The sequence below is a fragment of the Pseudomonas sp. NPDC090201 genome (assembly GCF_044746825.1).
GTDB lineage: Bacteria > Pseudomonadota > Gammaproteobacteria > Pseudomonadales > Pseudomonadaceae > Aquipseudomonas > Aquipseudomonas putida_AD.
The window spans coordinates 256,165-270,172 of the sequence record NZ_JBIVCX010000005.1; the positions used below are offsets into that span (position 1 = coordinate 256,165).

The following is a 14,008-nucleotide window of genomic DNA, read 5'->3' on the forward strand; positions in this document are numbered from 1 at the left end:
CACTATAAACAGGGATGGGGGTTAAGCAAGGGGCGAAGGCGCAAACCACACTGCCGTAGGAGCGCGCTTGGTCTGGGCCGCATCCGGACGATGGCGGTGGGTCAGCGCTTACAGCCGGCACAGATCCACCGCCGTCGCGGGCAAGCGCGCTCCTACGGGCACAAGCTGAGCTTTTTGGTTACGGGTTACTTCTGACACTTGGGGCAATACACGCTCGCCCTCTGCCCCAGCTTCACCTCGCGCAGCGTCGTGCCGCAAACCTTGCACGGCTCTTCGCCACGGCCGTAGGCAAACAGCTCCTGCTGGAAATAACCGGGCTGGCCGTCGCCGCCAATAAAGTCCCGCAGCGTCGTGCCGCCACGCTCGATGGCAGCGGCCAGGATTCGCTTGATCTCGACCGCCAGCTTTATATAGCGCGCCTTGGAAATGCTCTTGGCCTCGCGCCGCGGATCAATGCCCGCCGCGAACAGCGCTTCGGTCGCGTAGATATTGCCCACGCCCACCACCACGGCGTTGTCCATGATGAACGGCTTGACCGCCATCGAACGGCCACGGGACAGCTCGAACAGACGCAGGCCGTCGAACAGGTCGGTCAGCGGCTCAGGCCCCAGGCGCACCAGCAATTCGTGATTGTGGGGATCGAGGCTCCAGAGCATCGCGCCGAAACGACGAGGGTCGGTGTAGCGCAGGGCAAGGCCCGACTCCAGCTCGATGTCCACGTGTTCGTGCTTGAGCGCGGGCAGCCCCGCCTCCACCAGCCGCAGATTGCCGGACATCCCAAGATGGCTGATCAGCGTGCCCACCTCGGCCTGGATCAGCAGGTACTTGGCCCTGCGCTCCACGATCACGATTTTCTGGCCGGACAGGCGCACGTCCAGATCTTCCGGAATCGGCCAGCGCAGGCGGCGATCACGCACGATCACGCGGCTGACGCGCTGTCCTTCCAGATGAGGGGCGATGCCCCTACGGGTGGTTTCAACTTCAGGCAATTCAGGCATGGGGCAACTCGATGAGGGACAGACGCAAGGCTCGCAGGATCAGTGCGAGCTCAGTTCACGAAGGCTTTCCTTGAGGTTCTCGAAGTCGTAGTCCGACAGCCCCACGTAATCGAGGATCAGGTGGCCGATGCTGTTCCACTCATGATCGACCACCTGGTTGCCCAGCACACGATGGGAAGAGCAGATGTGCTCGGCCATCTTCAGGATCGCCAGCAGGTTCTTGAGCGGCGCATTGCGTCCCGACTCGTCCTGGAAGATCGCCAGCGCATTGTGGTGGTTGGCGATGGCATTGCTGACATGTTCAGGCAAACGCCAGGACTTGGCAGTGAAATAGCCGACAACGGCGTGGTTGGTGTTGAGAATGCGGTTTTCGGTGTCCACCACCCGAGACTCTGGCCCGGCCTTGGCATAAGCCTCTTCGAGCACGTTCATGTACTCGGGAAAACGCTTGAGCATCAAGGGCACACCGCAATCGTGGAACAGACCCAGCGCGTAGGATTCATCCACGGTTTGCGAGCCGATGCGCTTGGCCAGCGTCAGACTGGTCATCGCGACGTCCTGGGCGGTGTCCCAGAAGCGGTTGAGCACCACGATGGTCTCGTCGCTCATCTCACCCTTGATCGACTGCGCATTGATCAGGTTGATGATCGAGCGGCTGCCCAGCAGATTGACCGCGCGCTGGATCGAGGCGATCTTGTTGGCCAGGCCGTAATGGGCCGAGTTGACGATCTTGAGCAAAGCCCCGGACAGCCCCGGATCCTGCGCGATCAACCGGGCGATGACACCCAGGTCAGGGTCGGGCATGTACTGCTCCATCTGCAAATCCACCATGATTTGCGGCTGGGGCGGGACGCTGATGCCTTGCAACGCCTGCTGGATCTGCTCGGAAGTAAGCTCTTGGGACATAAGTACACACTCGGGGTCAGGGGGCGATTTTAACCCTTACCGCCCATGCTACGACAACCGTTGATACAGTCTCTGGATCCGACAGACCGTCAGCCAGTTAATTCACAGCCGTGCGCCCGCAGGCCGGATCACGGGTTATAATCCCGCTCTTTTTTCCGGAGCGACGTCATGTCCCTGCCTAGCTTGCGCCTCAAGCCCAACGCCGACCGTCGCCTTCGCGCCGGTCACCTGTGGATCTACAGCAACGAGATCGACGTTGCCGCCACGCCGCTCAACGGCTTCGCTCCAGGCGCCCAGGCGATCCTTGAAACCGCCGGCGGCAAACCGCTGGGCATCGTCGCCCTGAGCCCGAACAACCTGATTTGCGCACGCCTGCTGTCGCGCGACGTCAAGCTGCCGCTGGACAAATCGCTGCTGGTGCACCGCCTGAACGTGTGCCTGTCGCTGCGCGAGCGCCTGTTCGACAAGCCGTTCTATCGCCTGGTCTACGGTGATTCCGACCTGCTGCCGGGCCTGGTGGTCGACCGTTTTGGCGACATCCTGGTGGTGCAACTGGCTTCCGCGACCATGGAAGAGCACAAGGACGACGTGCTGGCCGCATTGATTCAAGTGCTCAAGCCAAGCGGCATCCTGCTCAAGAACGACTCGGCAGCGCGTGATGCCGAGGGCCTGAACCGCTACGTCGAAACCGCATTCGGCCTGGTGCCGGAGTGGGTCGCGCTGGAAGAAAACGGCGTGAAGTTCGAAGCGCCGGTGATGGAAGGCCAGAAAACCGGCTGGTTCTACGACCACCGCATGAACCGCGCACGCCTGGCGCCCTACGTCAAAGGCAAGCGCGTACTGGACCTGTTCAGCTACATCGGTGGCTGGGGCGTGCAGGCTGGCGCATTCGGTGCCAGCGAAGTGTTCTGCGTCGACGCCTCGGGCTTCGCCCTTGATGGCGTGGAGCGCAATGCGGCCCTGAACGGCTTTGCCGAGAAGGTCACCTGCGTCGAAGGCGATGTGTTCGAAGCACTCAAAGAGCTCAAGGCAGCCGAAGAGCGTTTCGACGTGATCGTCGCCGACCCGCCTGCGTTCATCAAACGCAAGAAAGACCTGAAGAACGGCGAAGGCGCCTATCGCCGCCTGAACGAGCAAGCCATGCGCCTGTTGAGCAAGGACGGCATCCTGGTGAGCGCTTCGTGCTCGATGCACCTGCCAGAAGACGACCTGCAAAACATCCTCCTGACCAGCGCCCGCCACCTGGACCGCAACATCCAGCTCCTGGAACGCGGCGGCCAGGGCCCGGACCACCCGGTACACCCGGCAATCCCTGAGACCCGGTATATCAAGAGCATTACTTGCCGGTTGTTGCCCAATAGCTAAGAGCGTCGCGGGCAAGCGCGCTCCTACAGTTGCCGCCCCTATAAGGTACGCGCGGTTTGTAGGAGCGCGCTTGCCCGCGACAGATCTCACAGCCACACCGCATCCCACAGCGGATAATCACCGACACGTCGCACCAACCCCGCCCTCAACGGATTGGCCACCACATATCGTGCAATGCTTTGCAGATCTTCTTCCCGCCTGACAGCGCGGTCGTGATAGCCCTTCTGCCAGACCCGCAACGGGCTTTGGCCTGCCCTCATGATCGCCAGCGCGCTGCCTGACTTAACTCGTCGCATCAATGCGCCTAGAGAGTTCGTCTTCAACTCCAGCAGCCAATGAAAATGATCCGGCATGACTACCCAAGCCAGAGATGCAGCCATGCCATCTGTTTGCGCCTTACGAAACTCATCAACGACGAGCCGTCCTGCTCGCCAGTTATCAAACAATCGCTGGCGACCATGTACCACCGAGGTGACCAGATAGATTTGCCCAGGTGCGGAGTATCTTCCGCGGCGCAGATCGGCGCCTCGTTGAGGTCCTGGCATTCCGTTGCCCTCTTGAAGTTGGTTTCACCAAAGATAGGTAGATTCATGGAAGGCGGGCGTAGATTAGGAATTCCGGATGTGTCATCGAGGACGCCTTCGCGGGCAAGCGCGCTCCTACAGTAGGCGCCGCCCGCAAATTCATGCATAACCTGTAGGAGTGAGCTTGCTCGCGATAAAGGCTGGCACAATCTCAAAGCCCCAGAATCACCGAAGCAATCCCGAAGTACACCAACACCCCCGCCGCATCGGCAATCGAGGTAATCAGCGGGCCGCTCGCGACTGCCGGGTCCATGTTCAGGCGGCTGAACAGGAAGGGCAGGCTCAGGCCGATCAGGCTGCCGACCAGCACGATCACCAGCATGCTGCTGGCGACGACCATGGAAATCGCCCAACCGCCACGTACCGCGCCCAGAAATGCCACGGCCACTGCCATGGTCACACCCAGCGCCAGGGCCACCGAGCATTCGCGCCATAGCAGGCGAAGCCAGTCCTTGATGACCACTTCACCGGTCGCCAGGCCCCGCACCATCAGGGTTGCCGATTGCGCACCGGCGTTGCCGCCGCTGTCCACCAGCAATGGCAGGAAAAACACCAGCACGATGTTGGCCGCGATCACGTCTTCGAAGGCGGCGATGCCTGCGCCGGAAAACAGGTTGCCGAACACCAGCAGCACCAGCCACAGCACGCGCTTGCGGTACAGGAAAGCGGCGGTGGCCGTGCTCAGGTTGCCAAGGGGTGTGGAGATCAAGGCGCCCTTGTGGAAGTCTTCGGTGGCTTCCACGCAGGCTTCGGTGTTGAGCCGTCCCAGGACGTCAGCGCGTTTGTCATGGGGCAGCGCGTCCAGATGTGCAGCAATTTGGGCTGCGGACAGGTCGGCGAAAGAGGTGTTGCCGTGTACGAGGTCAAATGTAGTCATGCTTCTCTCCAGGCAGCCGCAGGCTACCCGGAAAGCCGACCGCGTCAGCTCACAGGCAAGCCCGCCGCCGCTGCGGTCGGTGCCAGATTGTTCGTTCCGGAGGAACTTGAACTGGGGTGGTCCATTGAGGGATTTCTCGTAGGCCGCACATGCGGCGCGGGGATAGTAACCAAGCGGGCGCGATGACAAAACCCGTGCAAATGATTTTCAGAAACTTCCTACAAGCGCATTCCAGACCGCCCCTGATCGGTCTTGGCATTCCATCGGCACGCAAGCGGTGTAGAATCGGCGTATTCATCGCCAATCATCCCCGGCGGGTTTATGAGCTCCGGTCAAGCGCAGCGATCCTGTGGCGTCACCGACCTCATCCGCGACGGCAGCTACCTGTCGCCGTTGCAATGGACCAAGAGAAGCTCACTCCCTGTTTAAACCTGATTAGCCGCCCGGAGTGCTCCATGCCTGATTATCGTTCGAAAACATCCACCCATGGCCGCAACATGGCCGGCGCACGTGCCCTGTGGCGCGCCACGGGTATGAAAGACGAAGACTTCAAGAAACCGATCATCGCCATCGCCAACTCGTTCACCCAGTTCGTGCCAGGCCATGTGCACCTCAAGGACTTGGGCCAGCTGGTCGCCCGCGAGATCGAAAAAGCCGGCGGTGTGGCGAAAGAATTCAACACCATCGCGGTCGATGACGGCATCGCCATGGGCCACGACGGCATGCTGTATTCGCTGCCTAGCCGCGAAATCATCGCCGACTCCGTGGAGTACATGGTCAACGCGCACTGCGCCGACGCCATCGTCTGCATCTCCAACTGCGACAAGATCACCCCCGGCATGCTGATGGCCGCCCTGCGCCTGAACATCCCGGTGATCTTCGTGTCCGGCGGCCCGATGGAAGCCGGCAAGACCAAATTGGCCAGCCACGGTCTGGACCTGGTCGATGCTATGGTCATCGCCGCAGACTCCAGCGCCTCCGACGAGAAAGTCGCCGAATACGAGCGCAGCGCCTGCCCGACCTGCGGTTCGTGCTCCGGCATGTTCACCGCCAACTCCATGAACTGCCTGACCGAGGCCCTGGGCCTGGCATTGCCTGGCAACGGTTCGACCCTGGCCACCCACAGCGACCGCGAGCAGCTGTTCCTGCAGGCTGGCCGCACCATCGTCGAGCTGTGCAAGACCTACTATCGCGACAACGATGACTCGGTGCTGCCGCGCAACATCGCCAACTTCAAGGCTTTCGAAAACGCGATGACCCTGGACATCGCCATGGGTGGCTCGACCAACACCATCCTGCACCTGCTGGCCGCCGCCCAGGAAGCCGAGATCGCGTTCGATCTGCGCGACATCGATCGCCTGTCGCGCCGCGTGCCGCAGTTGTGCAAGGTCGCGCCGAACATCCAGAAGTACCACATGGAAGACGTGCACCGCGCCGGCGGCATCTTCAGCATCCTCGGTTCGCTGGCCCGTGGCGGCCTGCTGCACACCGACCTGCCGACCGTGCACGCCAAGTCCATGGAAGAAGCCATCGCCAAGTGGGACATCACCCAGACTGACGACGAAGCGGTTCACCACTTCTTCAAGGCAGGCCCGGCCGGCATCCCGACGCAGACGGCGTTCAGCCAGTCGACCCGCTGGGAAACCCTGGACGACGACCGCGAGAACGGCTGCATCCGCAGCGTCGAGCACGCCTATTCGCAAGAAGGCGGCCTGGCCGTGCTGTACGGCAACATCGCGCTGGACGGCTGCGTGGTGAAAACCGCCGGTGTGGACGAATCGATTCACGTGTTCGAAGGCAACGCGAAGATCTTCGAAAGCCAGGACAGCGCCGTACGCGGCATCCTCGCTGACGAAGTGAAGGCCGGCGACATCGTCATCATCCGTTACGAAGGTCCGAAAGGCGGCCCGGGCATGCAGGAAATGCTCTACCCGACTTCCTACCTGAAATCCAAGGGCCTGGGCAAAGCCTGTGCGCTGCTGACCGACGGCCGCTTCTCGGGCGGTACTTCGGGCCTGTCCATCGGCCACGCTTCGCCGGAAGCCGCTGCCGGTGGCGCGATTGGCCTGGTGCGCGACGGTGACAAGGTGTTGATCGACATTCCGAGCCGTGGCATCAACCTGTTGGTGTCCGACGAAGAACTGGCCGCCCGCCGCGCCGAGCAGGACAAGAAAGGCTGGAAACCGGTCGAGTCGCGTCCACGCAAGGTAACCACCGCGCTCAAGGCCTACGCCCTGTTGGCGACCAGTGCCGACAAAGGCGCTGTGCGTGACAAGGCGATGCTGGACAAGCTGGTGCCGTAAACGGCGTTCAGTGCAGCAAACAAAAAGCCCGGCAGCGATGCCGGGCTTTTTTTGTGCACGATGTAGGAGCGCGCTTGCCCGCGACCGCGGTGTGTCTGGTGTCAATTCGCATCTGACACACCGCGGTCGCGGGCAAGCGCGCTCCTACGGGCGGATCAAAGACATCTCACGCCAACGCCCCATCAACCAGCACCTGAATGCTGCCCTGCGAGCAAAATTCGACCCGGCCCTGCACCCCATACACATCGGCGAGCAATCCCGGCGTGAGAATCTGCCCGGCGCTTCCAAAGGCAAACAACTGACCGTCCCGCAGCACCGCGAGTTGATCGGCATGCCGCGCTGCGAGGCTGATGTCATGCAGCACCACCACGGCGATCAATTGATGCTCACGCACCATGTCCCGTACGCTGGCCATGACCTTGAGCTGGTAATTCAGATCCAGCGCGCTGGTCGGTTCGTCCAGCAGCATGACGGTCGGGCGCCGAGCGATGAGTTGCACCAGGCTGACCAGTTGCCGCTGCCCGCCAGAAAGACCATTCAACAGCTGATCGGCAAGATGGGTGATGCCGATCCGCTGCAAGGCCCGATACGCCTCGCGCAGACAGCCTTCGCTGGACAAGGGCACACCATTGAAAGCCCCGGCGCGCAACGCCGCGATCACGCTTTCCATGACGCTGAGCGACAGCCCCGGCGGCAGGTTCTGCGGCATGTAGGCGATCTGTCGCGCGCGCTCGGCGATGGTCACATCGTTCAGCGCACGACCTTGAAGGCTGACCTCCCCGCTCATCCTTTCCAGCCCCGCCACGGCGCGCAGCAAGGTCGATTTGCCTGCGCCATTCGGGCCGATCAGCGCAGTCACGGTGCCCGGTTGCAGATCCGGCAACGACAAACCGCGCACCACCTGGCGCCGCCCGTAACTGACGCAGGCATCGCGCACGCTCAGGCCACTCATAGCTGCCTCCCGCGCTTGAACACCAGAAACACAAAAATCGGCACGCCGACCAACGCTGTCACAATCCCGACCGGCACGATCACACCGGGCATGATCAACTTGCTGGCGATCGACGACAGCGACAGCAACAACGCGCCGACCAGGGCGCTTGCCGGGAACAGAAAGCGCTGATCCTCGCCCACCAGGATCCTGGCGATATGCGGTCCCACCAGGCCGACAAAACCGATGGTGCCGACAAACGCCACGGCGGTAGCCGACAGCAGGCTGATCCGCAGCAGGGAAAACAGTCGCAGGCGACGCACATCGATACCAAAGCTCTGGGCCCGGTCCTCGCCCATGCGCAGCAGCGTCATGCGTGAAGAGGCGGCGAACGACATCGGCATTACCACCACCAAAACCAGCGCCAGCATCCCGAGCTTCTCCCAGTTGGCCCGCGCCACGCTGCCCAGGCTCCAGAACACCAATTGTTGCAACACATCTTCGGTGGCCACCAGTTGCAGCAGCGCCACCAGCGCGTTGCAACTGAACACCAGCGCAATGCCGAACAGCACCAGGCTTTCCACCCCCGCGCCACGCAACCGCGACATGGCTTGCAGCAGAAACACCGAGGCGCAGGCGAACACGAAGGCCGCCACCGTCACGGCGGCATTCCCTGACAGACAGCGGAACGGTAGCCCGCTGAACGACAGCGGAAACACAATCACCATCGAGGCGCCCAGCGCGGCCGCCGACGACACGCCCAGGGTGAATGGGCTAGCCAGCGGGTTGTTGAGGATCGCCTGCATTTCCGCGCCGGCCAGCGACAACGCACAACCCACCAGCACCGCCATCAGCGCGTAGGGCAGGCGCACGTTCCAGATGATGATGCGGTCGGTGATCGCCAGATGCTCGGGATGCAGCACGCCATCGAGCAAGGTGCCCAGGCTCATGCCGGACGGCCCGGTGGTCAGATCGATGAGCACGGCGAAAACCAGCACCAGCGCCAGTCCCGCCAGTAGCCAGAAACGCCGCGCCAGCAGCCGTCTATAACCCTGGCTTGCGGCTTCGAGACCTGCCGGAGCGTGCTCGGGCAGGCCATGTGCTTGAGAGGTCACTTCTGCTGATCGATCCAGTACTGGCCCGACAGCGGCGTTTGCAGGAACTGCTGGTTCATCTCGGCCATGGTCTGCTGCGGGTCCAGGTCCTTGAACTTCGCCGGGCTGATCCACTTGGCGAGGGCTTCGATGGCCAGGATGTTGTACGGCGAGTTGTAGAAGTCATGCCACAGGCCATGGGCCTGACCGTCGCGGATCGGGCGCAGGTCCTTGAACTCGGGGCGCGCCAGCACTTTGGCGAACGCCGCCTGGGCCGGAGCAGGCTTCACACCCGCGCCCAGCAGCAAGCCCGGTTCGTGGTTGCCGGTGGCGATGTAGACATCCGGATCGGCCTTGAGCGCGTACTCCACGCTGACGTCGCCCAGCGCGCCCGGCACCACGCCTTCGGCGATGTTGCGCCCGCCCACCAGTTTGATGATCTCACCCATGCCGCTCTTGCCCGTGGTATGCCCCGGTGCCTGCCAGGCACCGGCCAGCAGTTCGAGGAAGACACTCGGACGCTGGCTGTCATCGACCGTGCCCACGGTGTCGATCACACGCTTGAGGTGCTGGTCATAGAAATCGATGTAGGCGGCCGCTTCCTTGTCGCGACCCAGCGCCCGGCCCAGTGCCATCATGCTGGTGCGGGTGCCTTCGACGGGTTTGATGCGAAAGTCCACGAACAACACCGGAATGCCCGCCGCTGCCAGCGTGTCGGCCACCGGGCTGTGTTCGGTCGGGCCATGGCCGGAAATGCTGAACACGGCCAGGTCGGGTTTGAGGCTGAGGATTTCTTCGGCGCTGACGCTCTGTTCAGAGGCCTGGCCGATCAGCGGAATCTTGCTGACCTCGGGAAATTTTGCCGCATAGGCGTTGTAGGTGTTCGGGTCCAGCTTCTTCAGATCGGCCTGCCAGCCAACGATGCGCTTGAAGGGCGCGTCGCGATCAAGCAACGCAAACACGGAAATCAGGCGGCCCTCGCCCAGCACCACACGCTGAACATGGTCGGACACCTGCACCTTGCGCCCCAGCACATCGGTGACTTCCTTGGCCGAGGCCAGCGGGATCTGGGCCAGACAGGCGCCCAACAGCAAGACCAACGCAGCAGTGCCGCGCATCGAGAGGAAAGTTTTGAACACGCACGTCTCCAGATTACAATGACTCGCATTTACAACGGCCAGTCTAAAGAGCAGCGCAGTTCGGGTCGGGCCAAGTTTGTATTGGTGATGCAGGAATTCGCCGCCCACAACATTCCATTACATTTGCTCCGCCCGCGGGTTGGCTTTTTCGGTAGGACAACGCCCAGCGGGCGTCTCGGCAGGGCTGCCCTTTCTCGACTCACAGGCACAGCGTCCCTTATGTCCAGGCAAGACCACGTTTTGATCGTCGATGACGATCCGGAAATCCGCCAACTGCTTGCAGAGTATCTGCGCGATGCGGGCTATCAGACGTCCACCGCGTGCGATGGCAAGGAAATGCGCCGCCGCCTCGAACTGAACGTCATCGACCTGATCGTGCTGGACGTGATGCTGCCCGGCGAAGACGGCCTGAGCCTGTGCCGCGAACTGCGCACCACCTCCAATACACCGGTGATCATGCTCACTGCACGGGGCAGCCTGATAGACCGCATCGTCGGCCTGGAAATCGGCGCCGACGACTACCTGCCCAAGCCCTTCGATCCTCGCGAACTGCTGGTGCGGATCAAGGTGGTGCTGCGTCGGGTGCAGAGTTTCCCCGAACGCGCGCGCGTCGATGAAACCCCGTTCGTGACCTTCGATGGCTGGCAACTGGACACCCGCGCCCGCCAGGTGCTGTCGCCTGAAGGGCTGGTGATCAGCCTGGGCAACTCCGACTACCGGGTGCTGCGCTTGCTGTTGCAGCACCCCAACCGCCCGTTGAGCCGCGATTTTCTGCTCAACCACGTGTTCGAGAAGAACAGCACGCCGTTCGACCGCTCCATCGATGTCTGCGTCAGCCGGTTGCGCCAACAACTGGACCCCAAGCTGATAAAGACCGTGCGCAACGAGGGCTACATGCTCACCGCAACTGCCGTGGCCAGCGCCTCGTGAGACTCTGGCCGCGCACGCTGTACGGGCGCCTGGTCATCATTCTGGTCACGGGGATGGTCGCTGCGCAGATCGCCACCAGCAGCATCTGGTACGACGTGCGCCACAGCCAGGTGCTGGAAATTCCCACGCGCCTGATCGCCAGCCGGCTGGCCGACATCGTGCGGGTGATTCACATCGAGCCCACCCACACCAACGGCTTCATCGGCCACCTCAATACGCCGGACTTCCGCCTGCAATTCATCGAAGCTCCAACGCCACGGACCGAGAAGCTGAGCAGCGCCGACCAAGCCACCGAGCGTCTGCTCAACAACGTCATCGAGCAGCGCACGGGCATCGCCAGCGACTTGCGCCTGCTGCACCTGTCGCTGCTCGACGATCAAGGCAACGCGGCCGGGATGAGCACGCTGTTCGGCTCAAGCCCTGCTGCCGGGATGTTCAACATTGAGCTGCACTTGCCGGACGGTCGCTGGCTGCAGGTGCGCGCCCGCGAAGATCAGGGCTGGACCAGCCTGACGCCGGTGCAGGTGATGTTCGATTACTTCCTGCGCATTTACCTGGTGCGGATCATCCTGCTGACGATCATCGTTCTGCTCGCGGTGCGCCTGGCCATCCGGCCGCTGACCGAGCTGACCAACGCCGCTCAGGCCCTGGGCCGGGACATCAAGCGCGCACCGCTGGCACTGGACGGCCCGCTTGAGGTGCGCCGCGCGGCCAGGGCGTTCAACAGCATGCAGCAGCGGTTGATCGCCAACCTGCGGGAGCGCACGCGGTTTCTCGCGGCGATCTCCCACGACCTGCGCTCGCCCATCACCCGCCTGCGGCTGCGCACCGAAATGCTCGCCGATGAACAGACCCGCGAGCGCTTTCGCAAGGATCTGGAAGACATGGAGAACATGGTGTCGTCGACGCTGGAGTTCGTCAGCAGCGGCGAGATCAACGAGAGTCGCCAGAGCGTGGACATCAACGCGCTGCTGCAAAGCCTGCAGGCCGACTTTCAGGACATGCACGCCCAGGTGGCCCTGCACGGCTCGGCGCTGCAACCCTTGCCTGCCTATTCGCGCAGCCTGAAACGTTGTGTGCAGAATTTGCTGGAGAACGCTATTCGCTACGGGCATCAGGCGGACATCTTCATCGAGGATCAACCCGAGCGATTGCGCATCGTGATCGCCGACCAGGGCCCGGGCATTCCGGAAGATCAACTGGAGCAGGTGGTCGAGCCGTTCTATCGGCTGGAAAGCTCGCGCAACGCCGGTACTGGCGGCTACGGCCTGGGCCTGAGCATCGCCCACACCGTCGCAGCGGCCCATGACGGGCGTTTGCAATTGCGCAACCGGGAAAGCGGCGGGCTGGAGGCCATCCTGGATTTACCCCGCATCTGAATCACACACAAACCGTATCTGACACACCCCAGACCCATTGTAGGAGCGCGCTTGCCCGCGATGACGGTGTGTCAGGCACGAATCCGTACCTGACACACCGCGGTCGCGGGCAAGCGCGCTCCTACAGGGTGTTGTGGCTTACTGAATCTCGTCAGGTTTGACGATCACCCAGTTCTTGTCCGCTGTCACCGGCAACCCTTCCTTGGCCTGGGCCTCGGCGTTGGTCTTCATCATGCCGTTGAGCTGGGTCATGTACTTGTCCTTGCGATTGACCCACAGGTGAATCCCGCCTTTGTTGACGTCGACGCCGTGGAACAGCATGTAGCCGTCGCTGCTCGGGGTGTCGCCGCCCACCAGCACCGGTTTTTTCCACTGATCGATGTAGGTCAGGATCGCCGCCTGCTTACCGGCCATCCAGGTGGCGGGCGTCCAGAGGTACGGAGTCAGCTCAAGGCCGAGGTTGGCCTTCTCGTCGTACTTGCCGGCGCTGATCTGTTTGCGCGCGGTGGTCAGCTCGCCGGTGTCGCGGTTCTTCAGCAGCGTGGTCACGCCGATGACGTTCTGCGGTTTGACGTTGTAGCCGTACTTCGGATCGGAGGCGACCATGCGCACCAGCTCTTCGGACGCAGCGGTCATGACGTAGACCTCGATGCCGTTCTCCATCAGCTTGTTGTACAGCTCGGCCTGGCCGGTGAAGACCTTCGGCGGCTGGACTTCAATGGTCTTGACCACGTCACCTTCGTAATAGGTGCTCGGCACCGGCTTGCCCGACGCCATCAGCTCGTCGACGTAGCCTTTGAGTTCCTTGAGGGTGAAGCCCGAGAACACCTGCGCAACCCACGGGTAGCAGACCATGTCGTCGATTTCACAGAGGCGGTAGTAATAGCTGAACAGGCTTTCCTTGTGGTCGGCCGTATCTTTGAACGGAATCAGCTTGAGGGAAGGATCAAGCTTTTCGCGGGTTATCAGCCCTTTGTTTTCCATGAACGGCAGCAGCGACTCTTCCAGATCGTAGCGATAGCTGGTGTTGTCCATGTCGAAGACTGCGAAATTACCCTTGTTGGCATTTGCCGCAATCATGGCGTTCAACTGCTTGGCAGCAGGCTCGGGCCAGTGCTTGAGTTCGGTGGAAAACGCCTGCCCGGCAAGGCCCAGGCAGAGTGCGGCGGCCAACAGTTTTGGTACGAAATTCATAACGGTTTCCTCCCCTTTATTAATTCGAGGAGGGACCGTACCAAAAAGCCATGACTGTTTGAAAACGTCAGCGACTGTGCGCGTTCTGATGGCGTCATGTTGCGCGCTGATCGCGACAGATGACACAAAAACGACATATTTGTTACAAGCCAGGAAATTGTGGCGTTGATGAAATCGCCGTCGCGGGGGGGGGGGGGGGGCCGGCGGCCGGGCGCGGGGGCGGGGGGGGGGGGGGGGGGGCCGGCGCCGCACAGACGACCCCCCCGACCCCGAGCAGACAAAAGAACAACAAAACACAACGCAACACC

12 protein-coding genes are annotated in these 14,008 nt (G+C 62.2%); 4 read left to right on the forward strand and 8 right to left on the reverse strand.

The window, feature by feature from the left end; translation table 11 throughout:
* Positions 1-185 precede the first annotated feature (185 nt).
* Positions 186-998 (reverse strand): bifunctional DNA-formamidopyrimidine glycosylase/DNA-(apurinic or apyrimidinic site) lyase, encoded by an 813-nt coding sequence (gene mutM / locus ACIPOO_RS17595; RefSeq protein WP_400608719.1) that lies wholly within the window; start codon positions 996-998, stop codon positions 186-188.
* A gap of 39 nt (positions 999-1,037) precedes the next feature.
* The gene (locus tag ACIPOO_RS17600) at positions 1,038-1,904 is read right to left on the reverse strand and encodes an HDOD domain-containing protein (protein ID WP_274135193.1); all 867 of its coding nucleotides are present in this window, start codon (positions 1,902-1,904) and stop codon (positions 1,038-1,040) included.
* A gap of 168 nt (positions 1,905-2,072) precedes the next feature.
* Here ACIPOO_RS17600 and ACIPOO_RS17605 point away from each other — a divergent pair, with 168 nt between their 5' ends.
* Positions 2,073-3,269: a class I SAM-dependent rRNA methyltransferase gene (locus ACIPOO_RS17605; RefSeq protein WP_400608720.1), complete on the forward strand. Its 1,197-nt coding sequence runs from the start codon at positions 2,073-2,075 to the stop codon at positions 3,267-3,269.
* Between the two features lie 86 nt (positions 3,270-3,355).
* On the opposite strand, the gene ACIPOO_RS17610 is transcribed toward ACIPOO_RS17605, so the two are convergent.
* Positions 3,356-3,814: an REP-associated tyrosine transposase gene (locus ACIPOO_RS17610; protein WP_400608721.1), complete on the reverse strand. Its 459-nt coding sequence runs from the start codon at positions 3,812-3,814 to the stop codon at positions 3,356-3,358.
* 190 nt (positions 3,815-4,004) lie between these two features.
* On the reverse strand, positions 4,005-4,730 hold the full coding sequence (locus ACIPOO_RS17615) for a magnesium transporter (protein ID WP_400608722.1): 726 nt from the start codon (positions 4,728-4,730) through the stop codon (positions 4,005-4,007).
* Positions 4,731-5,185: 455 nt separating this feature from the next.
* Here ACIPOO_RS17615 and ilvD point away from each other — a divergent pair, with 455 nt between their 5' ends.
* On the forward strand, positions 5,186-7,033 hold the full coding sequence (ilvD, locus tag ACIPOO_RS17620; protein WP_400608723.1) for a dihydroxy-acid dehydratase: 1,848 nt from the start codon (positions 5,186-5,188) through the stop codon (positions 7,031-7,033).
* Positions 7,034-7,199: 166 nt separating this feature from the next.
* Here ilvD and ACIPOO_RS17625 read toward each other — a convergent pair whose 3' ends face one another.
* The 3 genes from ACIPOO_RS17625 to ACIPOO_RS17635 are packed head-to-tail and all read right to left on the reverse strand — an operon-like array spanning position 7,200 to position 10,176.
* Complete coding sequence (locus ACIPOO_RS17625) at positions 7,200-7,985, reverse strand: ABC transporter ATP-binding protein (RefSeq protein ID WP_400608724.1); 786 nt, start codon at positions 7,983-7,985, stop codon at positions 7,200-7,202.
* A complete protein-coding gene (locus ACIPOO_RS17630) occupies positions 7,982-9,079 on the reverse strand; it encodes a FecCD family ABC transporter permease (protein ID WP_400608725.1) in 1,098 nt (365 codons plus the stop codon). The genes ACIPOO_RS17625 and ACIPOO_RS17630 overlap by 4 nt, the downstream gene beginning before the upstream one ends.
* Positions 9,076-10,176 (reverse strand): ABC transporter substrate-binding protein, encoded by a 1,101-nt coding sequence (locus ACIPOO_RS17635; protein WP_400608734.1) that lies wholly within the window; start codon positions 10,174-10,176, stop codon positions 9,076-9,078. Before ACIPOO_RS17635 ends, ACIPOO_RS17630 begins: the two co-directional genes overlap by 4 nt.
* A 240-nt stretch (positions 10,177-10,416) precedes the next feature.
* Here ACIPOO_RS17635 and ACIPOO_RS17640 point away from each other — a divergent pair, with 240 nt between their 5' ends.
* Positions 10,417-11,127 (forward strand): response regulator, encoded by a 711-nt coding sequence (locus ACIPOO_RS17640; protein ID WP_274135182.1) that lies wholly within the window; start codon positions 10,417-10,419, stop codon positions 11,125-11,127.
* Positions 11,124-12,506 carry an ATP-binding protein gene (locus ACIPOO_RS17645; RefSeq protein ID WP_400608726.1) on the forward strand — a complete coding sequence of 461 codons (1,383 nt, stop codon included), beginning with the start codon at positions 11,124-11,126 and terminating at the stop codon, positions 12,504-12,506. The genes ACIPOO_RS17640 and ACIPOO_RS17645 overlap by 4 nt, the downstream gene beginning before the upstream one ends.
* A 138-nt stretch (positions 12,507-12,644) precedes the next feature.
* On the opposite strand, the gene ACIPOO_RS17650 is transcribed toward ACIPOO_RS17645, so the two are convergent.
* Entirely contained in the window at positions 12,645-13,700 is a 1,056-nt protein-coding gene (locus tag ACIPOO_RS17650) for a haloacid dehalogenase-like hydrolase (protein ID WP_274135179.1), read from the reverse strand.
* Positions 13,701-14,008: the final 308 nt, after the last annotated feature.